This window comes from Sphingopyxis italica (assembly GCF_011926545.1).
Lineage (GTDB): Bacteria > Pseudomonadota > Alphaproteobacteria > Sphingomonadales > Sphingomonadaceae > Sphingopyxis > Sphingopyxis italica.
In genome coordinates this window covers 270,134-289,081 of record NZ_JAATIT010000003.1, presented here as the reverse complement: position 1 = coordinate 289,081, position 18,948 = coordinate 270,134, and the positions used below count along the sequence as shown (strand labels likewise).

Sequence of the window (18,948 nt, the reverse complement as noted above, 5' to 3'; positions counted from 1 at the left end):
GTGGGGTCAGCCCAAGCACGCTCTGGGTCCCCGCTTTCGCGGGGATGACGAAAAAATGTTACGCGGAGAGGCTTGCGTAGGCCCAGTCGAGCCACGGGCCGAGCGCTTCGATGTCGGCGGTGTCGACGGTCGCGCCGCACCAGATGCGCAGGCCCGGAGGCGCGTCGCGATAGCCCGCGATGTCGTAAGCCGCGCCTTCCTTTTCGAGCAGCCCGGCGAACTTCTTGATGAAATCCGCATCGGCGCCCGCGACCGACAGGCAGACCGAGGTCTTCGAGCGGCTCGCCGGATCGGCGGCGAGATGGCTCAGCCACGCGCGGTCTTCGACGATCTTGTCGAGCGCCGCCGCATTGGCGTCGCTGCGCGCCTTCAGGCCGTCGAGGCCGCCCAGGGATTTCGCCCATTCGAGCGCGAAGATCGCATCCTCGACCGCGAGCATCGACGGGGTGTTGATCGTCTCGCCCTTGAACACGCCTTCAGAAAGCGCGCCCTTGCTGACGAGGCGGAACACCTTCGGCAGCGGCCAGGCGGGGGTGTAGGTTTCGAGCCGTTCGACCGCGCGCGGGCCGAGGATCAGCACGCCATGGCCGCCTTCGCCGCCGAGCACTTTCTGCCAGCTGAAAGTCGCGACGTCGATCTTGTCCCACGGCAGGTCGTAGGCGAACACCGCGCTGGTCGCGTCGGCGAAGCTCAGGCCCTCGCGGTCGGCGGCGATCCAGTCGCCGTTCGGGACGCGGACGCCGCTGGTGGTGCCGTTCCAGGTGAAGAGCACGTCGTTCGACCAGTCGACCTGGCCGAGGTCGGGAAGCTGGCCGTAATCGGCGCGGATGACGGTGGGGTCGAGCTTGAGCTGCTTCGCGGCATCGGTGACCCAGCCCTCGCCGAAGCTCTCCCAGGCGAGCGTCGTCACGGGGCGCGCGCCGAGCATGGTCCACATCGCCATCTCGAAGGCGCCGGTGTCCGAGCCCGGAACGATGCCGATGCGGTGCGTATCGGGCAGCTGCAGCATCTCGCGCATCAGGTCGATGCAGAGCTGCAGGCGCGTCTTGCCGATCTTGGCGCGGTGCGACCGGCCGAGCGATTCGGTTTGGAGCTTTTCGGGGAACCAGACCGGCGGCTTCGCGCAAGGTCCGGAAGAGAAAAACGGGCGCGCGGGGCGCAACTGTGGCGTAAGCACTTCACTCATCATAGTCTCTCCTTGCAGAGAGCTCGCGCGGCGTTGGGACCGCGTGGCCCGGCGCCGCGTTTAGGGATGCGGCGCGGGCTGTCAAATAAATTGCACGGGCCGCGCGAAATTTTCGACGAGTGGAGAAAATGGTATACAGCTTGTTAACCATTTCGTCGGTAATTTGACGGCCATGCCGATCCCGACCTTCTTGAAGCCCCGGATCCTGATCGCCGCCAGCGCGGCGTTCGCGCTTTCCGCCTGTTTCGGAGCGCCCGAGGCGATGAAGAACGGTGGCGGGAAACGGACGTCGGCGAGCAAGCCGAGCCGCCCGCAAGCGGTCGGCACCCCGTCCTTCACCAGCGCCGAAGCGCAGCAATGCGCCTTCGACCTCAAGCAGGCCGGGGTTCGCTTCACGCCGCTTTCCAACCAGGATCATGGCGGCGGCTGCACCTCGATCGATTCGGTGAAGCTGCTCGACGTCGGTGTGCCGGTGTCGGGGATCGGCGCGATGACTTGCCCGCTCGCGAAAAATTTCGCGGCTTGGGCGCAATATGCGGTGAAGCCCGCGGCGCGGAAATATTTCGGGACCGAGGTCGTGAAAATCGAAACCTACGGCACCTACAGCTGTCGCAACATCTATGGCGGCCGCTCGGGCCGGCTGTCGCAGCACGCCTATTCGAACGCGATCGACGTTTCGGGCTTCGTGCTCGCCGACGGACGCCGCATCATGCTCGATGGTGGATGGGATGGCGACAAGCCTTCGCAGGATTTTCTGCGCGCGCTGCACAAATCGGGCTGCCGCCGTTTCGGCACCGTGCTCGGTCCCGATTACAACGCGGCCCACTATAATCATTTCCACTTCGACATGAGCGGCAACGGCTACTGCCGTTGAAGCCCGTCCGTCTTGGCAAAGTCATGCGGACCGGCTAGCCGTCAAGGGGTCAGGACCTGTACTTTGCACGGCTGAGGTTTGAGCCGATTTTGTTCAGTGCAGGGAGGCGGGCCGATGACATATGTCGATATTCCAAGGCTCGCCGACGCGGCAATGGACAAAATCGGCCAAATCCCGCAGGGACATCAAAATGGCTTCGATAACGGGCCAAAATTCCCTTGGACATAGAACCACTATGCCCGGCCGGAATTTTGGCCCGTTATCTTCGCCATTTTGATGCCTCAACCGTGCAAAGTACAGGTCCTGACCCCCACATGGCAGAAGATAAACAACCCCATCGTTCGCGTTTCCACAAGGCCAAGGATGACGCGCAGTTCGCCAAGCAGGCGACCACCACCCCGCAGACGGCGCACCCCGCTTACAAGCTTGCGTTTCAGGACAAGGACTTCCTGCTGCGCGAGGATCTGCGCCCCGTCCGGTTCCAGCTCGAACTGCTCAAGCCCGAATTGCTGCTCGACGAAGCCGGGATCGAATCGACGCTGGTCATTTACGGTTCGGCGCGCATTCCCGAACCGTCACAGGCCGATATGCTCGAGACGGCGGCGACCGACGACGCGCAGCGCAACATCGCCCGTCGGCTGAAGGCGAAGGCGAAATATTATGACGAGGCGCGCGCGCTGGCGCGGCTGGCGAGCCAATATCCCTGCGACGACAAGGGCTGCCGCCATTTCGTCGTCTGCTCGGGCGGCGGGCCATCGATCATGGAGGCGGCGAACCGCGGCGCCGACGACGAGGGCCGCGAATCGATCGGGCTCAACATCGTGTTGCCGCACGAACAGGCGCCGAACCGTTTCGTCACCCCGTCGCTGAGCTTCCAGTTCCACTATTTCGCGCTGCGCAAGATGCACTTCCTGCTTCGTGCGCGCGCGGTGTGCGTCTTTCCGGGCGGTTTCGGAACGTTCGACGAGATGTTCGAGCTGTTGACGCTGATCCAGACGGGCAAGATCAAGCCGATCCCGATCGTGCTGTTCGGCAAGGAGTTCTGGCAGCGCGTGGTCAATTTCGAGGCGCTGGTCGAAGAGGGCGTGGTCAGCGCGCGCGACCTTGATCTCTTCCGGTTCGTCGAGACCGCTGATGAGGCGTGGAAGATCGTCACGGATTTCTACGCGAACATCGAGGAGCATTGATTTTACGTCGCCCCCGCGAAGGAGTGAAGGGTCGGATTGTCCCCCGGACAATCCTTGGGCATGCCGGGGGCATGCCCAACCCTTAACTGGCCGCTGGAGCCTCTGATCCGGCGGCCCCGCCTTCGCGGGGGCGACGGTTACTTGGACTGCGCTTCCAGATAGAGGATCAGCGCCTTGCGATCGGTGGCGTCGATCACCCCGGCAAATGCCATGCGCGTTCCGGGGACATCCTTCATCGGCGCCTTGAGATAGGCGTCGAGCGCGGCTTCGTCCCAGACGCCGCCCTTCGCCTTCATCGCGCCCGAATAGGAAAAGTCCGGCTTTGACGCGACGGGGGCGCTGACAACGCCGTGCAGATTGGGGCCGATGCCGTTGGATCCGCCTTTTTCGACGGTGTGGCACGCGACGCAGCGCCGGAAGACCTGTTCGCCCATCGCCGCGGTCGGTGCGATAGCCGGGGTTTCGACCGCCGCTTCGCCGCTCGCGGCCGCGTCGTCGGCGGGGGCTTCGCTCTTGCCGCAGCCGGCGAGCGCCAGTGCGCCCGCCAGCAGCACGGGCGCGAGCCGCATTATTTCTTGGCTTCGGCCGGGACGGGCGCGGCGGCGTCGGCAGCCGGAGCGGCTTCGCCCTCGGCCGCCGGGGCGGCAGCGGCTGCGTCGCCTTCCGCCGGAGCGGCGGCGGCGTCCTCCGCCGCAGGTAGGACTTCGGCGGCGGGCAGCGGCAGGTTCGAACCCTGGCTGTTCAGATAGACGATCAGGTTCGCGCGGTCCTCGGGGCTGCCGAGGCCCGCGAACGACATTTTGGTGCCCGGAGCATATTTGCGCGGGCTCTTCACCCATTCGTCCATGCCGGCGAAGTCCCAATTGCCCGCAACGCCCTTCAGCGCCGCCGAATAGGCGAAGCCGGGAACATGGCCGTGCGGCTTGCCGAGCGCGCCCCACAGATTCGGGCCGATGCCGTTGGCGCCGCCCTGGTTGATCGTGTGGCACGCGGCGCATTTCGCGAACACCGCCTCGCCCTTCGCCGGATCGGCAGCGGCGAGCAGGTTGGGAAGCGGTACGGCCGATTCGCCGCCACCGGCGCCGGCTTCGGCGTCTTCGATCGGATAACCGGGCTTTTCGGGGGCGTGGCTGGCGAACAACATCTGCGACCCGATCGTCAGGCCCAGTGCGCAAATGCCGGCGAACAGCACCCAGCCAGCAATAGTATTGTTGCGATCGTCCATGCTCTAGCAGCCCCGTTAGCTGGCGCCCGCTTGCCGGGCGCATCTTTGATTTGGAGGCTCCCTTAAAGGTGCGGCGACGGCGGCGCAAGGGGATGAAATCGCCCGCAGAGCCAAAGGCGGAAGGCCCGGTTGCGCGCGGCAGGCGAGACGGCTATGCGCCGCGGCTCCACCCTGGGAAGGCAATCGATGGGCAGCTATTCGGCTTCGGCGCAGCATCTGGTCGACGAAATGCGGGCGGTGGCGCTCGCCGAGCCGGCGCGCGGACTGGCGTTTCAGGGCGCGCCGGGCGCGAACAGCGACCTCGCCGCGCGCGAATATGACCCGAACTCGCTGCCGATGCCCTGCTATGCGTTCGAGGATGCGATCGACGCCGTGCGCGAAGGCCGCGTCGACCGCGCGATCATCCCGATCGAGAACAGCCTGCACGGCCGCGTCGCCGACATCCACTTCCTGCTCCCCGAATCGGGCCTGTCGATCGTCGGCGAGCATTTCCTGCCGATCCGCTACGGCCTGATGAGCCGCGATCTTGGACCGGTGACGCGCGCGATGAGCCACGAGCAGGCGCTGGGGCAATGCCGCCACTGGCTGCGCGCCAATAATATCGCGCCGGTCGCACATAGCGATACCGCCGGCGCGGCGGCGTGGGTCGCCGACAGCGACGAGGTCGGGCTCGCCGCGCTCGCCCCGCCGCACGCGGCCGAGCTTTATGGCCTGACGCTGCACGGCACCGGGATGGAGGACGCCGACCATAATATGACGCGTTTCGTGGTGCTGGCGCGCGAGCCGCTTGCCGATGTGGCGGCGATCCCGGGGCCGCTGATGACGACCTTCATGTTCGAGGTGAAGAATATTCCCGCCGCGCTCTACAAGGCGCTCGGCGGCTTCGCGACCAACGGCGTCAACATGACCAAGCTCGAAAGCTATCAGACCGGCGACAGCTTCGCGGCGACCAAATTTTATGCCGACATTGTCGGGGCGCCCGGCGACGAACGGATCGACCGCGCGCTCGACGAACTCGATTTCCAGACCAAATCGCTGCGCTTGCTTGGCACCTACGCGCAGGCGCGCGTGCGTCCCTGACCGCGCCGCTACCCCCCGCGGCGGCGGAGCATCCGTGCGGTCGCCGACGTCTGGACGATGAAGAGCGTCACGAGGATGCTCGAAACGACGAGCGCGAACAGGTCGAAGGGCGAGAAATTGGTACCTTTTATGTCGGCGCCGCCGACGATCGGCATCGCGACGGTCATCGCCATCAGCATCAGCCGCAGCTCGGTCGGCCCGCCCGCCATATAGGACAGGCGGAATTCGCCGAGGATCTTCGCCGAAATGAAGGTGTGGATCGACAGCAGGAAATAGCCGATCACCCCCATCAGCGCGACGTCGAGCCGCATATAGGGGCTCATGCCGATCGCGCTGATCATCAGCAGCGTTGCGATCGCATCGACGCTATGGTCGACGAAATAGCCGTAATTCGGGCGTTCGATACCGCGCCAGCGCGCAAGGCTGCCGTCGAGCGAATCGCCGAACCAGTTGACGATATAGCCGACGAGCGACAGACCGAGCCATTCGCTGTCGAACCAGCTGAGCAGATAGCCCGCCGCGACGAGCACCGCGCCGGCGAACCCCAACGTGGTGAGCTGGTCGGGCGTGACCCACGCGGGAAGGCGCGCGCAGAGCCAGTTGAGTAGGCGGCGCTCGCTGCGCGCGAGGATATTCTGCTGGATGCGGACCGGCGCCTTGGCGACGGGTTCGAACTTGCTCATGTGGACCCTTTACTGCCGGCTGTCACAAAGGTGCCGGCCGCATGTCATCGGGCCGTCATAGAGGCAAAGTCGTGCGGGCGAAAGGGTGGCACTGTCGGTGCGGCGTGCCTTCGCGCCGGTCAATCGCGCCAGGGCCCGATTTCTCCGACCTCGCCGATCGTGCGGAAACGCACCGCGCCATCGACCCACGCCACCTCCCACATCGGCGCGGGGCGGGCCCATTCGCCGACTACGAACAGCGGCAGCCGGTTCGCCTTCACGAAGGCCAGATCGTCGGCGGTCGGGCCGGGAACGACGGTTTCGGAACGCTGGTGGAAGCGGACGACGACGAGCGTGCCGGTGGGCGGCGCGGGAAGCGACTGGCGCGAGGGGAAGCCCATGCTCGCCGCTATGACCGGATAGCCCTTGTCGTCGCGGCGGATCAGCAACACCTTGTCGGCGGTCGCATAATGCCCCTCGACCGGCCGCCCCGCGACCTTGCGTCCCGCGATCGCGATAAATTCGCGCAGGTCGGTGTCGGCGATCGGCGACGGGCTTGCTGGCGTGGAGACGGCGGTCTCCGGGGGCACGGCGGCGGGTTCGGCGGCGAGCGCCGCGACGAACAACAGCGCGGCGATCAATGCGCTTCGCCCCAGCTCTTGCCCGTACCGACCTCGACCTCCAGCGGGACCGACAGCTTGAGCGCCGGCTCGGCTGCGCCTGCCATCACCGACCGGATGACCTCGCCAGCGGCCGCGGCCTTGTCCTCGGGCGCCTCGAACACCAGTTCGTCGTGAACCTGCAGCAGCATCCGGACGTCGGAAAGCCCGGCATCCGCCAATGCCTTCGGCATCCGCGCCATCGCGCGCTTGATCAGGTCGGCGCTGGTGCCCTGGATCGGGGCGTTGATCGCGGCGCGCTCGCTGCCCGCGCGCTCGTTCTGGTTCGCCGCCTTGATGCGCGGGAACCAGGTTTTTCGGCCGAACAGCGTTTCGGTATAGCCCTTAGCGCGCACATTCTCGAGCGTGTCGGCGATATAGTCCGAAATGCCGGGGAAGCGTTCGAAATAGCGCGCGATCAGCGCCTGCGCCTCGTCGGGCGTCACTTCGAGCCGGCCGGCGAGGCCCCAGCGCGAAATGCCGTAGAGGATCGAGAAATTGACCGTTTTCGCCTTGCCGCGCGTGTCGCGGTTGACCTCGCCGAACAGCTCGATCGCGGTCGCCGCGTGGATATCCTGACCCTGCGCGAAGGCTTCCTTGAGTTCCGGTACGTCGGCCATATGCGCCGCGAGCCGCAGTTCGATCTGGCTATAGTCGGCGGCGACGAGAACATGGCCGGGCGCCGCGATAAAGGCGTCGCGGATCTGGCGGCCGGTCTCGGTGCGGATCGGGATATTTTGGAGGTTGGGGTCGGTCGACGACAGCCGGCCGGTCTGCGCGCCGACGAGGCTGTAGCTCGTGTGGACGCGCCCGGTGGTCGCGTTGATCTGTTGTTGCAGCGCGTCGGTATAGGTCGACTTCAGTTTGGCAAGCTGGCGCCATTCGAGGATTTTGCGCGCGATCGGCACCCCGTCGCGTTCGAGGCGTTCGAGCTCGTTCTGGTCGGTCGACCAGTCACCCGACTTGCCCTTGCGCCCGCCCTTGAGGCCGAGCCTGTCAAACAATATTTCGCCGAGCTGCTTGGGACTGCCGATCGCGAAGGGCTGACCCGCGAGGCCGTGGATTTCGCCTTCGATGCGCAGCATCTCGTTTGCGAATTCGCCCGACAGCCGCGCCAGATAGTCGCGGTTGACCATGATGCCGGCGCGCTCCATCGCCTCGACGATCGATGCAAGCGGGCGATCGACCATTTCATAGACGCGCGTCCCGCCCTCGATCGGCAGCCGCAGCTTGAGCAGCTTCCACAGCCGCCACGCGACCTCGGCATCTTCGGCGGCATATTGCGTCGCACGGTCGAGCGGGACTTCGGCGAAGCTGATCTGCGACTTGCCCGTGCCGCACACCTCCTTGAACGAGATGCAGACATGGTCGAGGTGGAGCTTCGCGAGTTCGTCGAGGCCGTGCTGATGCTTGCCCGCGTCGAGCGCGAAGCTCATCACCAGCGTATCGTCATAGGGCGCGATGGTGACGCCGTGCTGCGCGAGCACGCCGATGTCATATTTGAGGTTATGGCCGACCTTGAGCACCGCCTCGTCGGCGAAGAGCGCGTGGAGGCGTCCGATCGCGTCGGCGAGCGGCACCTGCTCGGGCTTTTCGGCGAACATGTCGGTTCCGCCGTGCCCGAGCGGGATATAGCAGGCGCGGCCAGGCGCGGTCGCCATGCTGACGCCGACGAGGGTGCCCGTGACGCTGTCGAGGCTCGCGGTCTCGGTATCGATCGCGACGACATGCGCGGCGCGCGCTTCCTCGACCCAGCGGTCGAGCGCCTCGATCGTCGTCACCGTCTCGTAAAGCGCGCGGTCGATGGCGGGCATTGGCGGCAGGGTGGGGGTCGAGGGCCCCGTGGCGGACGCCACCGGGACAGTGCTCGCACGCGGCAGGGTCGGGGGACCGCCCGGCGTGCCGCCGAGGTCGAGCTTCGCCGAAAGCGAACGAAAGCCATGCTCGTCGAGGAAGCTCTTGAGCGGCAGCGGCGGAATCGCGCCGAGCTTCAGCGCGTCCAGCGCATCGGGCAGCGGGCAATCGCGCTTCAGGTCGACGAGGATGCGCGACAATTCGGCCATCGCGCGATGCTCGATCAGATTGTCGCGCAGCTTCGACACCTTCATCGTTTCCGCGCCGTCGAGTGCGGCGGTGAGGTTGCCATATTCCTGGATCAGCTTGGTCGCGGTCTTGGGCCCGACGCCGCGCACGCCGGGGACATTGTCGACGCTGTCGCCCATCAGCGCGAGCACGTCGCCGACGAGGTCGGGGGTGACGCCGAACTTTTCGTTCACCGCTTCGAGCCCGAGGCGGACATTCTTCATCGTGTCGAGCATGTCGACCTGCGGTCCTTCGGCGGGCTCGCGGATCAGCTGCATCAGATCCTTGTCGCTGCTGACGATCGTAACGTCCCAGCCTTCGCGCACGGCGGCTTCGGCGTAGCTCGCGATCAAGTCGTCGGCCTCGAAGCCTTCCATCTCGATGCACGGCAGCGAGAAGGCGCGCGTCGCGTCGCGGATCAGCGGGAATTGCGGGCGAAGATCCTCGGGCGGCTCGGGGCGGTTCGCCTTATACTGATCGTAGATCTCGTTGCGGAACGAGTGGCTCGAATGGTCGAGGATGACGGCAAGGTGCGTCGGCCCGTCGGCGTCGTGCAGATCCTTCGCGAGCTTCCACAGCATCGTCGTATAGCCATAGACAGCGCCGACGGGCACGCCGTTCGGGTTCGTCAGCGGCGGCAGGCGGTGATAGGCGCGGAAGATGTAGCTGGAGCCATCGACCAGATAGAGATGATTCTTCTCGGACATGGCGCGGGGTGTAGCAGCGGAGGCGCGGGCGGCCTAGCTATGTCCGTGCGAGACGTTGCAGTTGCGGATGGCTGCTTTGGGGTGGGGAGCTGTCATTCCCAACATTCGTCATTCCCGCGAAAGCGGGAACCCGGTTTGGGATCAGCCTACGCAGGCTCTGGGTTCCCGCTTTCGCGGGGATGACGAAGGAAAAGGTGGGCTGGTTTCGGCCGAAAACGCCGCTCGGTGAGGCGAGTTTATCCCCGGTAGTCGATCGACAATTTCGCCGCGGCCGCCGCCGCAACCACGCGCGCCTCGTCGGTTGTGCCTTCCGTGACGCGGGCGAGCGCGATGCCCATGCGGCGCCAGGGCCGCGTGACCGGCTTGCCGAAAATGCGAACATCGACATGGGCGTTCGCGTTCGGCGGAACCAGTGCATCGGCGAGGCCGGTGATGGTGAAGTCCGCCGCGTCGCGGTCGGCGAGCAGTACCGCGTTGGCGCTCGCGTGCGGCACGGTCATAGCGGGGATCGGCAGACCGAGAATCGCGCGGGCGTGGAGATCGAATTCGGACAGCGATTGCGAGACCAGCGTCACCATCCCTGTATCGTGTGGACGCGGCGAGAGTTCGGAGAATATGACGTCGTCGCCCTTTACAAAAAATTCGACCCCGAAGATGCCGTGGCCGCCAAGCGCATCGACGACCTTGGTCGCCATGTCCTGTGCACTCGCCAGTGCCGCGTCCGACATCGCCGCAGGCTGCCAGCTTTCGCGATAGTCGCCGCGTTCCTGCCGGTGACCGATCGGCGGGCAGAAGGCGACGCCGTCCTTGTGCCGCACGGTGAGCAAGGTGATCTCGTAATCGAAGTCGACGAACGCCTCGGCGATGACGCGCAGCCGGTCGCCGCGCATCCCGGCGGCGGCATAATCCCACGCCGCGTCGATGCCGGCGGCGTCCTTCACCGTGCTCTGGCCCTTGCCCGACGAGGACATCACCGGCTTCACGACCAGCGGGAAGCCGATGCGCGCTGTGGCGGCGCGCAATTCCTCACGCGTCTCGGCATATTCGAAGGCCGAGGTGGCGAGCCCGAGTTCGCTCGCGGCGAGGTCGCGGATCGCGTCGCGGTTCATCGTGAGCTGCGCCGCACGCGCCGAAGGGACGACATGAAAACCCTCGGCCTCGACTTCAGCGAGAATTTCGGTGCGGATCGCCTCGACTTCGGGGACGACATGATCGGGGCGATGCTTTTCGATCGCGGCGCGCAGCGCCTCGCCGTCGAGCATCGAAAAAACCTCATATTCGTCCGCGACCTGCATCGCCGGAGCAGCGGCGTAACTGTCGCAGGCGATGACATGGCAGCCGAGACGCTTCGCCGAAATCACGAATTCGCGGCCAAGCTCGCCCGAGCCGAGGAGGAGGATCTTTGCGGTGGGGGTCATGTGGCGCTCCGTTGCCCGTCCGAACATGGTCCGCGTCTACGGTGGGACCCGCGTTTTTGCCAGCGACCAAATGGCGTCGTGCGCGGCCCGATTCTGTGATAGCTTCCGCTCAACCACCCTGGTGAATGCTGCGGGAGGGCTATGATGACCGACGATTGGCGAGTGGATGATCTGGCGCTGTGCATCAGTCGGCACGAGCGTTACCCGCCCGAGGTTCGCCCGGGCGCCGTCTTCACGGTGCGCGCGGTGCTGGCGGAGATGCCCGACCTGACCGGAGGGCAGCCGGGCACCGGCCTGAAGTTCAAGGATGTGCCCGATCTCGGTCCGCGCGCCGCCTATTGCGCTCGCCGGTTCCGCAAGATCACGCCGGGTATGCCCGACGATTTCGATACGGAGGTGATCGATCTTCTGGCCGGGGCGAAGGATATCTGCCGATAATTTGCCGTTTCACGCGAACGCGGCTTTTAATCGATTAAACCGATGAGTGTGCCCGAAAAATTGGGGTTGAGTGCGCGCGCCAGTCCGCATAGCTGGCCCCTGCAAATCATTTTGCAGTGCAGCAAACAAAGGAAACACTCTCCCATGGGTATCATCGGAAGCTCGATCAAGCCGTTCAACGCCACCTCGTATTATCAGGGCAAGTTCGTGCCCGTCACGGACGCCGATGTTGCGGGCAAGTGGGCGGTTTTCTTTTTCTATCCGGCCGACTTCACCTTCGTCTGCCCGACCGAGCTCGAAGACCTCGCCGATCAGTATGCGACGCTTCAGGGCCTCGGCGTCGAAGTCTATTCGGTGTCGACCGACACGCATTTCAGCCACAAGGCATGGCACGACAGCTCGCCGGCGATCGGCAAGATCAACTATCACATGCTGGGCGACCAGAACCACGTCCTCGCCAACAACTTCGGCGTGCTGCGTGAAGATTCGGGTCTCGCCGACCGCGCGACCTTCGTCGTCGATCCCGACGGCGTGATCCAGGTGATGGAAATCACCAGCGAAGGCGTCGGCCGCAACGCCGAGGAACTGGTCCGCAAGATCAAGGCCGCGGTCTATGTCCGCGCTAACCCCGGCCAGGTCTGCCCGGCGAAGTGGGAAGAAGGCGCCGAAACGCTCGCGCCCTCGATCGAACTCGTCGGCAAGATCTAAGCCGACCGATTTGCAGGACCGGGCGAGCGGTGCTCGCCCGGTCCTCGCATCCCTAAAAACAAGAATTCTGACGCCGTTCCCGCGGCGAACCGTTGCTCCTGTCCGAAAGGCTCTCCCCATGCCGATGCTCGACGCCAACACGACCGCCCAGCTCAAATCCTATCTGGGCAATCTCCGCCGCCCGATCGAGCTGGTCGCGAGCCTCGACGCCTCGCCCAAGTCGGCCGAGATGCGTGCGCTGGTCGAGGAAGTCGCGGCGCAGTCGGACCTCGTCACCGCGCGTTTCGATGGCGACGATGCGCGGAGGCCCTCTTTCGCGATCCGCGCCGATGAGGGCCGCGCCGAAGCCGTGTTCGCAGGCCTGCCGATGGGGCATGAATTCACCTCGCTGATCCTCGCTTTGCTCCACGTCGGCGGGCATCCGCCGAAGGAAGAGGCCGAGCTGCTCGACGCGGTGCGGGGGCTTGCCAAAGACGATGGGGACGACTTCGTCTTCGAAACCTTCTTTTCGCTGTCGTGCCAGAATTGCCCCGACGTCGTGCAGGCGCTCAACATCATGGCCGCGCTGAATCCCAATATCCGCCACACTGCGATCGACGGCGCGCTGTTCCAGGACGAGGTCGAGCGGCGTCAGGTGATGGCGGTCCCCGCGGTATTCCTCAACGGCGAACCCTTCGGCCAGGGCCGCATGGACCTCGCGCAGATCGTCGCGAAGCTCGATACCGGCGCCGTCGCGCGCGCGGCCGAAAAGATCGCAGCGAAGGAGCCGTTCGACGTGCTCGTCGTCGGCGGCGGACCCGGTGGCGCGGCGGCCGCTATTTACGCGGCGCGCAAGGGCATCCGCACCGGCATCGTCGCCGAACGCTTCGGCGGGCAGGTGCTCGACACGCTGGGGATCGAGAATTTCATCTCGATCCAGCACACCGAGGGCCCGAAGCTGGCGGCGCAACTCGAGGCGCATGTGAAGGATTATGAGGTCGACGTGATGAACGTGCAGGAAGCCGCCGAGCTGATCCCGGGCGGCGCCACAGGCCTGCACGAAGTGAAGCTGAAAAGCGGCGCGAGCGTCAAGGGCAAGACGGTGATCCTGTCGACCGGTGCGCGCTGGCGTCAGATGGGCGTCCCCGGCGAGGCCGAGTATCGCAACAAGGGCGTCGCCTATTGCCCGCACTGCGACGGCCCGCTGTTCAAGGGCAAGCGCGTCGCGGTGATCGGCGGCGGCAATTCGGGCGTCGAGGCGGCGATCGACCTCGCGGGGCTGGTCGCGCATGTGACGTTGATCGAGTTCGATAGTCAGCTTCGCGCGGACGCGGTTCTGCAGACGAAATTGCGCAGCCTGCCGAACGTCACGATCATCACCTCGGCGCTCACCATCGAGGTGCTCGGCAATGGCGAGAAGGTCGTCGGCCTGCGCTATCGCGACCGCAACAAGGATGACGAGCATCTCGTCGAACTCGAAGGTATCTTCGTCCAGATCGGCCTCATCCCGAACACCGAATGGCTCGGCGATGTGCTGGCATTGAGCGATCGCGGCGAGATCGAGGTCGATGCGCGCGGCGCGACGAGCCAGCCGGGCATCTTTGCCGCGGGCGACGTCACGACGGTGCCCTACAAGCAGATCGTCATCGCGATGGGCGAAGGCTCGAAGGCGTCGCTTTCGGCCTTCGACCATCTGATCCGCTCGGGCGGCTGACGCGCTCCGCGCGCCTCAGCGCGGCCATGCCTCGGTGTCGTGATCGGGATGCTGGTGGTTGCTCGCCTTGATCGCGCCGACGAGCTCGCTCATCGTCTCCTCGGTCGTTCCCTCGCCCTTGATCGGCAAATCTTCGAACAGCGACAGCTGGCCTTCGAGACCGAACTGGACCTGCGGCGGGAAGAGCGACGGATCGTCGAACGAACCGGTGGTCAGGTTGATATGTTTGCTCTCGAAATAATCATAGGCGAGCGGCGTCCCGCAGTCCCGGCAGAAGCCGCGCGCCGCCTTGTCCGAGCTGTTGAACCAGGCCGGCGTGCCGCGCGTCCAGCCGATCGCATCGCGCGGCACCCCGATCAGCGCGATGAAGAAATTACCCGCCGCCTTCTGGCACATGCGGCAATGGCAGATATGCGACGTGTCGAGCACCGCGCTGACGTGGTAGCGCACCGCGCCGCACTGACAGCCGCCCGAGGCCTGGGTTTCGATCCTGTCCATGACGCCTTGCTATCACAAGGCGGGGCGCGCTCACAATGCGCGCGCGGGGAAGCGGTGCGCGGCGGCGATACGCCGCGCACTGATCTTGGGGCTTGTCGCGGAATTTTATCATATATATCATCTCGGTTTATGGTGCAGGCGACAATCGGCCCACGCCGCATCCTGCCGTGTCCGAGTGGCGCCAAATCGGGAAAAATATCCTGCGAACATGGGAGTGCAGAATGCGTCGCCTTTGGAAACCCTTTGTCGCTGCCGGCGCCCTGCTGCTGGTCGCGGCCGCCCCGGCGAAAGGGGAATGGACGCCCGCCTGGTCCGCGAGCATGTGGGAAGCCGCGAACGAGAAGCAGGAAGTAGCGATCGAGAACGCTACGGTACGGTTTGCGGTTCGCGTTGGCGCCGAGGGCGGCGCCATTCGGCTTCGCTTGTCCCATGAATATGGCGGCAAACCGCTTACTATCGGAGCGGCCAGCGTCGGGCGACCGGGCGAAAACGCCGTTCCCGTTCGCTTCGGCGGCCGGCCCACGGTGCGGGTGCCGGCTGGAGAAACCCTGATCAGCGATGCGGCAGAACTGCGGGTCGATGCGTTCGATGTGATCGAAATTTCGATCTATCTTCCAGGCTCCGTGGAACTGGACACGGTACATGGCGCCTCCGGCGACAAGACCTTGATATCGGCACCCGGCAATTTCACGCGGACCCCCTTTGCCGCCGTGCGCACGTCCGACCACCGGCCCTTGCTCGCCGGCGTCGATGTGTTGGGCAAGGCGGCACGACCGGTGATCGTGGCGTTCGGCGATTCCATCACCGACAATACGGGATGCGCGATCGATGCCGTGCCGATCTGCCGGTGGGGCGATGTCCTCGGCCGCCGGTTGGCACGGGTCGGCAAGCCCCATGTGGTCGTGACGCAGGCGATTTCAGGCAATCGGGTTGTTTCGCACGGGGCGGGGCCGAGCGCCGTGGAACGATTCGATCGCGACGTTCTGGCGTTGCCGGGCGTCACCCATGTCGTGATCCTCGAGGGGGTCAACGACATCGGCAGTTCGGGCCGGCGCCGACCGGACGGGACGACGGCGCCGACCATATCCTATGAGCAACTGATCGACGGCTATCAAAAGCTTGTCGCAAGCGCGCACCGGCGCGGCATCAAGGCGATCGGCATGACCATATTGCCGTTCGAGGGCGCCAATTATCACACCGACGCGGGCGAGGCGATGCGCATGCGGGTCAACGACTGGATCCGGACCTCGGGGACGTTCGACGCCGTCGTCGACATGGAGAAGTTCGTCGCCGACCCCTCCAATCCCAAGCGTTTGGACCCCGCGCTGCAGCGCGGGGACAATCTTCACCCCGACGGGCGCGGCCAAACGCGGATAGGCGAAGCGGTCCCGCTGGACATTTTCGAGTGACGTGAGGGCGGCCGCGCGCCGCGAAGGCGCGCGGGGAAGAAGACACATGCAAGAAAAGCCCTTGGCGGGGTTGTGATATGAGATAACGTCTCATATACGGCCGGCGTCCAGATACGAAAGGGGTTTTTGTGAAGTTTCGAGCTCTCCTCCTGTCCGCCGCGATTCCGGCGGCGGTTCCCCATATCGCCTTCGCGGTCGAATCGACGCCGCCCGCCAAACCCGCAACCATGCCCGATACGGGCTTCATGCAGGCGGGCAGCACCGCCGATCCCGAGATCGTCGTCTCGGCCAATGTCCTCGGACTCCGCGTCGACGAGACCGCGACGCCGGTGATTACATTGATGGGCGAGGAACTGGTCCATCGCCGGCAAGCAACGCTCGGCGACACGCTCGCCGGGCAGCCCGGCATCCACTTCGACAATTTCGGCGGCGGCGCGAGTCGGCCGGTGATTCGCGGCCAAACCGCCCCGCGCGTCCAGGCGCTCTCCGATGGCGCCAGCGTCCGCGACGCGTCGGCGATCTCGCCCGACCATGCGGTGACGACCGAGCCGCTGCTGCTGCGCGGGATCGAGGTGCTGCGCGGTCCTTCGGCGCTGCTCTATGGCGGCAGCGCGATCGGCGGCGCGATCAATCTTCTCGACGACAAGGTGCCGACCTCGATCCCCGACGGCGGTATCGCGGGCACGGTCGAGGGGCGCCTCGGCACCGCGGACGACGAGCGATCGCTGGTCGGCGGGATCACGATCGGCGGGCAGGGGCTCGCGTTGCGGGTCGAGGGCGTCCACCGGTCGTCGAACGATTACCGCGTGCCGAAGGGCTTTGGCGAACGCCATGTCGACGGGTCGTACAACGACACGTCGACCTTCACCGTCGGCGGTTCCTGGGTCGGCAGCGGCGGCTATCTCGGCGTCGCCTACACGCGCCAGCGCAGCGAATATGGTCTGCCGGGGCACAGCCACGACTATGAAGGCTGCCATCCGCACGGCAGCAGTTTGCACTGCGGCGGGCACGGGCACGACGACGAGGATCACGATCACGACCATGATCACGACCACGAGCATGAGGAAGTGCCGTTCGTCAAACTGCGCAGCGAGCGGTTCGACATCCGCAGCGAATATGAAGATCCGCTTCCCGGGTTCGAGAAGGTGCGTTTCCGGCTGTCGTTCACCGATTACGAGCATGACGAGATCGAGCATGACGAGGTCGCGACGACCTTCAGCAACAAGGCGCACGAGCTTCGCTTCGAACTGGCGCACAAGCCGATCGGTCCCTTGCGCGGCGCGTTCGGGGTCCAGCATTCGGAAAGCCGGTTCAGCGCGGTCGGCGAAGAGGCGTTCCTGCCCGAAAGCGAGACGCGCAATACCGCACTGTTCCTGATGGAGACGCTCGCGGCCGGCCCCGTCCGCCTCGAACTCGCGGCGCGGCAGGAATGGCAGCGGATCGAGACGACGCTGAACCGCGAAATCAGCCACAAGCCCTTCTCGGTCTCGGGCGCGGCGATCTGGGACATCGGCGGTGACTATTCGCTCGCGCTGTCGCTCGCGCGGTCGCAGCGCGCGCCCAATGTGCAGGAGCTTTATGCGCGCGGTATCCATCTCGCCACGAACACCTATGAACTCGGCACCGCGACGCTCGGCAAGGAAACCGGCAAGTCGATCGACCTGACCTTTCGCAAGACAAAGGGCGCGACGACCTTAACGATCGGCGCCTATCATCAGGATTTCGACGACTATATCTTCGCGAACACGCTCGACCAGTTCGAGGATTTCCGGCTCATCCGCTACACCGCCGCCGACGCGACCTTCACCGGCGTCGATGGCGAGGTGCGGCATGATTTCGGCACCGTCGGCGTGTCGCTGTTCGGCGACTATGTGCGGGCCAAGTTCAAGGGCGATCTCGGCAATCTACCGCGCATTCCTGCCGGTCGTCTCGGCGCCCGCGCCGACGGACGATGGGGACCGCTGTCGGGCGACGTCGAATATTATCATGTCTTCGAACAGGACCGGATCGCGGCGTTCGAAACGCGGACGGCCGGTTATGACATGCTCAATGCGACGCTCGCCTACAAACTCGACCTCGGGCCGAAGGCCGATGCCGAATTGTTCGTGCGCGCGACCAATCTGACGAACGAACTCGCGTATAACCACGCATCCTTCATCAAGAACGCGTCGCCGCTGCGCGGACGGAACTTCGTTTTCGGGCTGCGCACCAGCTTCTAGGACCAAAGGGGACGGCTGGAAGGAGGGGCAGTTGGTCCCGCGCCCCTCCTTCCGCCGATCATTCGGTGCCGGTCAGGCGGGTTCGGCCGCCAATATATAGTCGAAGCCGTGGCGCAGTCCGTCCTCGCGCGCGACATGCGCGAGCGCCTCGGCACGCAGCGCCTCGCCGCGCGCGGCGAGGGCGTACGCGAGGCCGTGATCCGCGATCTTCGCGAGACGCGGCGCGCACATATCGATCTGACTGTCGACGAAACGCTCCTTGTAACGGTTGGCAAACCGCTTGGCGGCGATGACACGGTAGCCCGACGCTTCGAGATGATCGACCGTCCATTGCGCCGGATATTCACGGTAGGGCTGTTCGCCCGCGAGAAGCAGGCAAGCGTCGCGGAAGCGCCCGATTTCCCGGACGAGGCGGCCCGCTTCGCTATCGGGCTCGCCGGTCACATAGGGCTCCAGCCCGACGACATAGAGCCGCCGCCCGACGAGCGGACGCAGCCGCGCGAACAGCCGGTGCTGGAAATAGGGCGCGAAACCGTCGATCGCGCCAAGCAGATAGTCCGCAAGCACCGTGTCATATCGCTCGCCTGCCAGCAGCGCGGGATCGGCCCAATTGCCGACGACGACGCGGTCGGCCGCGCGGCGCTTTGCCGCGATCGCATCGGCGGCTTGCGCGGCATGGGCTTCGGCGCCGCTCACCGCGGTCCATCGCTCGGTCGCGAGCGAGGCGGCCCAGCCGATCGAATGCGTGCCGGTGCCCGCGTCGAGGAAGACACCCCAGGGGAGGTCGCCGTGGAGCCTTTCGATTTCGCGGAAGAGACTGGAAACGGCCGGGCGATTAGAGGAGCTTGTCTGCATCGGAATGATATAGAGTATCATTACTCCCCATCAAACAGCTTTCCCTCT

At 65.4% G+C, this 18,948-nt stretch carries 17 protein-coding genes; 8 read left to right on the top strand and 9 right to left on the bottom strand.

Translation table 11 applies throughout. From position 1 onward, the window contains the following. Positions 1 to 58 precede the first annotated feature (58 nt). The gene (locus GGR90_RS12630) at positions 59 to 1,186 is read right to left on the bottom strand and encodes a phosphoserine transaminase (RefSeq protein WP_167921810.1); all 1,128 of its coding nucleotides are present in this window, start codon (positions 1,184 to 1,186) and stop codon (positions 59 to 61) included. Positions 1,187 to 1,358: 172 nt separating this feature from the next. Between GGR90_RS12630 and GGR90_RS12625 the strand changes: the two genes are divergently transcribed. Further along, on the top strand, positions 1,359 to 2,060 hold the full coding sequence (locus tag GGR90_RS12625; RefSeq protein WP_167922137.1) for an extensin family protein: 702 nt from the start codon (positions 1,359 to 1,361) through the stop codon (positions 2,058 to 2,060). Positions 2,061 to 2,374: 314 nt separating this feature from the next. Further along, positions 2,375 to 3,247: an LOG family protein gene (locus tag GGR90_RS12620; protein ID WP_167921809.1), complete on the top strand. Its 873-nt coding sequence runs from the start codon at positions 2,375 to 2,377 to the stop codon at positions 3,245 to 3,247. 137 nt (positions 3,248 to 3,384) lie between these two features. Here the strand turns inward: GGR90_RS12620 and GGR90_RS12615 are convergent, their stop codons facing one another. Next, positions 3,385 to 3,816: a c-type cytochrome gene (locus tag GGR90_RS12615; RefSeq protein ID WP_167921808.1), complete on the bottom strand. Its 432-nt coding sequence runs from the start codon at positions 3,814 to 3,816 to the stop codon at positions 3,385 to 3,387. Beyond that, the gene (locus GGR90_RS12610; RefSeq protein WP_167921807.1) at positions 3,816 to 4,472 is read right to left on the bottom strand and encodes a c-type cytochrome; all 657 of its coding nucleotides are present in this window, start codon (positions 4,470 to 4,472) and stop codon (positions 3,816 to 3,818) included. The genes GGR90_RS12615 and GGR90_RS12610 overlap by 1 nt, the downstream gene beginning before the upstream one ends. A 186-nt stretch (positions 4,473 to 4,658) precedes the next feature. Here GGR90_RS12610 and GGR90_RS12605 point away from each other — a divergent pair, with 186 nt between their 5' ends. After that, positions 4,659 to 5,552, top strand: a complete 894-nt coding sequence (locus tag GGR90_RS12605; protein WP_167921806.1) for a prephenate dehydratase — start codon at positions 4,659 to 4,661, stop codon at positions 5,550 to 5,552. 8 nt (positions 5,553 to 5,560) lie between these two features. On the opposite strand, the gene GGR90_RS12600 is transcribed toward GGR90_RS12605, so the two are convergent. From GGR90_RS12600 to purT, 4 genes are all read right to left on the bottom strand, one after another. Continuing rightward, on the bottom strand, positions 5,561 to 6,235 hold the full coding sequence (locus GGR90_RS12600; protein ID WP_167921805.1) for a CDP-alcohol phosphatidyltransferase family protein: 675 nt from the start codon (positions 6,233 to 6,235) through the stop codon (positions 5,561 to 5,563). Between the two features lie 119 nt (positions 6,236 to 6,354). Then, positions 6,355 to 6,855, bottom strand: a complete 501-nt coding sequence (locus GGR90_RS12595; RefSeq protein WP_167921804.1) for a hypothetical protein — start codon at positions 6,853 to 6,855, stop codon at positions 6,355 to 6,357. Further along, positions 6,852 to 9,662 carry a DNA polymerase I gene (gene polA, locus GGR90_RS12590; protein ID WP_167921803.1) on the bottom strand — a complete coding sequence of 937 codons (2,811 nt, stop codon included), beginning with the start codon at positions 9,660 to 9,662 and terminating at the stop codon, positions 6,852 to 6,854. Before polA ends, GGR90_RS12595 begins: the two co-directional genes overlap by 4 nt. A gap of 236 nt (positions 9,663 to 9,898) precedes the next feature. Then, complete coding sequence (gene purT / locus GGR90_RS12585) at positions 9,899 to 11,080, bottom strand: formate-dependent phosphoribosylglycinamide formyltransferase (RefSeq protein WP_167921802.1); 1,182 nt, start codon at positions 11,078 to 11,080, stop codon at positions 9,899 to 9,901. Between the two features lie 144 nt (positions 11,081 to 11,224). On the opposite strand from purT, the gene GGR90_RS12580 reads away from it, so the two are divergent. From GGR90_RS12580 to ahpF, 3 genes are all read left to right on the top strand, one after another. Continuing rightward, positions 11,225 to 11,518: a hypothetical protein gene (locus tag GGR90_RS12580; protein ID WP_167921801.1), complete on the top strand. Its 294-nt coding sequence runs from the start codon at positions 11,225 to 11,227 to the stop codon at positions 11,516 to 11,518. Between the two features lie 144 nt (positions 11,519 to 11,662). Next, positions 11,663 to 12,226, top strand: coding sequence for an alkyl hydroperoxide reductase subunit C (gene ahpC, locus GGR90_RS12575; RefSeq protein WP_167921800.1), 564 nt, complete (start codon positions 11,663 to 11,665; stop codon positions 12,224 to 12,226). 124 nt (positions 12,227 to 12,350) lie between these two features. Next, the gene (ahpF, locus tag GGR90_RS12570; RefSeq protein WP_209023764.1) at positions 12,351 to 13,919 is read left to right on the top strand and encodes an alkyl hydroperoxide reductase subunit F; all 1,569 of its coding nucleotides are present in this window, start codon (positions 12,351 to 12,353) and stop codon (positions 13,917 to 13,919) included. Between the two features lie 15 nt (positions 13,920 to 13,934). Here the strand turns inward: ahpF and GGR90_RS12565 are convergent, their stop codons facing one another. Beyond that, positions 13,935 to 14,417 carry a GFA family protein gene (locus tag GGR90_RS12565; protein WP_167921798.1) on the bottom strand — a complete coding sequence of 161 codons (483 nt, stop codon included), beginning with the start codon at positions 14,415 to 14,417 and terminating at the stop codon, positions 13,935 to 13,937. Positions 14,418 to 14,638: 221 nt separating this feature from the next. On the opposite strand from GGR90_RS12565, the gene GGR90_RS12560 reads away from it, so the two are divergent. After that, complete coding sequence (locus tag GGR90_RS12560) at positions 14,639 to 15,826, top strand: SGNH/GDSL hydrolase family protein (protein ID WP_167921797.1); 1,188 nt, start codon at positions 14,639 to 14,641, stop codon at positions 15,824 to 15,826. Between the two features lie 227 nt (positions 15,827 to 16,053). Beyond that, positions 16,054 to 18,045 (top strand): TonB-dependent receptor domain-containing protein, encoded by a 1,992-nt coding sequence (locus tag GGR90_RS12555; protein WP_167922136.1) that lies wholly within the window; start codon positions 16,054 to 16,056, stop codon positions 18,043 to 18,045. A 72-nt stretch (positions 18,046 to 18,117) separates the two neighbouring features. Here GGR90_RS12555 and GGR90_RS12550 read toward each other — a convergent pair whose 3' ends face one another. After that, entirely contained in the window at positions 18,118 to 18,921 is an 804-nt protein-coding gene (locus GGR90_RS12550; protein ID WP_209023738.1) for a hypothetical protein, read from the bottom strand. Positions 18,922 to 18,948: the final 27 nt, after the last annotated feature.

Excerpts from the sequence above, each read along its gene's own strand:
- GGR90_RS12615 (WP_167921808.1), bottom strand. The coding sequence starts at position 3,816 with ATGCGGCTCGCGCCCGTGCTGCTGGCGGGCGCACTGGCGCTCGCCGGC.
- ahpF (WP_209023764.1), top strand. The coding sequence starts at position 12,351 with ATGCTCGACGCCAACACGACCGCCCAGCTCAAATCCTATCTGGGCAAT.
- ahpC (WP_167921800.1), top strand. The coding sequence starts at position 11,663 with ATGGGTATCATCGGAAGCTCGATCAAGCCGTTCAACGCCACCTCGTAT.
- purT (WP_167921802.1), bottom strand. The coding sequence starts at position 11,080 with ATGACCCCCACCGCAAAGATCCTCCTCCTCGGCTCGGGCGAGCTTGGC.
- GGR90_RS12600 (WP_167921805.1), bottom strand. The coding sequence starts at position 6,235 with ATGAGCAAGTTCGAACCCGTCGCCAAGGCGCCGGTCCGCATCCAGCAG.
- GGR90_RS12580 (WP_167921801.1), top strand. The coding sequence starts at position 11,225 with ATGACCGACGATTGGCGAGTGGATGATCTGGCGCTGTGCATCAGTCGG.
- GGR90_RS12625 (WP_167922137.1), top strand. The coding sequence starts at position 1,359 with ATGCCGATCCCGACCTTCTTGAAGCCCCGGATCCTGATCGCCGCCAGC.
- GGR90_RS12610 (WP_167921807.1), bottom strand. The coding sequence starts at position 4,472 with ATGGACGATCGCAACAATACTATTGCTGGCTGGGTGCTGTTCGCCGGC.
- GGR90_RS12555 (WP_167922136.1), top strand. The coding sequence starts at position 16,054 with ATGCCCGATACGGGCTTCATGCAGGCGGGCAGCACCGCCGATCCCGAG.
- GGR90_RS12620 (WP_167921809.1), top strand. The coding sequence starts at position 2,375 with ATGGCAGAAGATAAACAACCCCATCGTTCGCGTTTCCACAAGGCCAAG.
- GGR90_RS12560 (WP_167921797.1), top strand. The coding sequence starts at position 14,639 with ATGCGTCGCCTTTGGAAACCCTTTGTCGCTGCCGGCGCCCTGCTGCTG.
- GGR90_RS12565 (WP_167921798.1), bottom strand. The coding sequence starts at position 14,417 with ATGGACAGGATCGAAACCCAGGCCTCGGGCGGCTGTCAGTGCGGCGCG.
- GGR90_RS12605 (WP_167921806.1), top strand. The coding sequence starts at position 4,659 with ATGGGCAGCTATTCGGCTTCGGCGCAGCATCTGGTCGACGAAATGCGG.
- polA (WP_167921803.1), bottom strand. The coding sequence starts at position 9,662 with ATGTCCGAGAAGAATCATCTCTATCTGGTCGATGGCTCCAGCTACATC.
- GGR90_RS12630 (WP_167921810.1), bottom strand. The coding sequence starts at position 1,186 with ATGAGTGAAGTGCTTACGCCACAGTTGCGCCCCGCGCGCCCGTTTTTC.
- GGR90_RS12550 (WP_209023738.1), bottom strand. The coding sequence starts at position 18,921 with ATGATACTCTATATCATTCCGATGCAGACAAGCTCCTCTAATCGCCCG.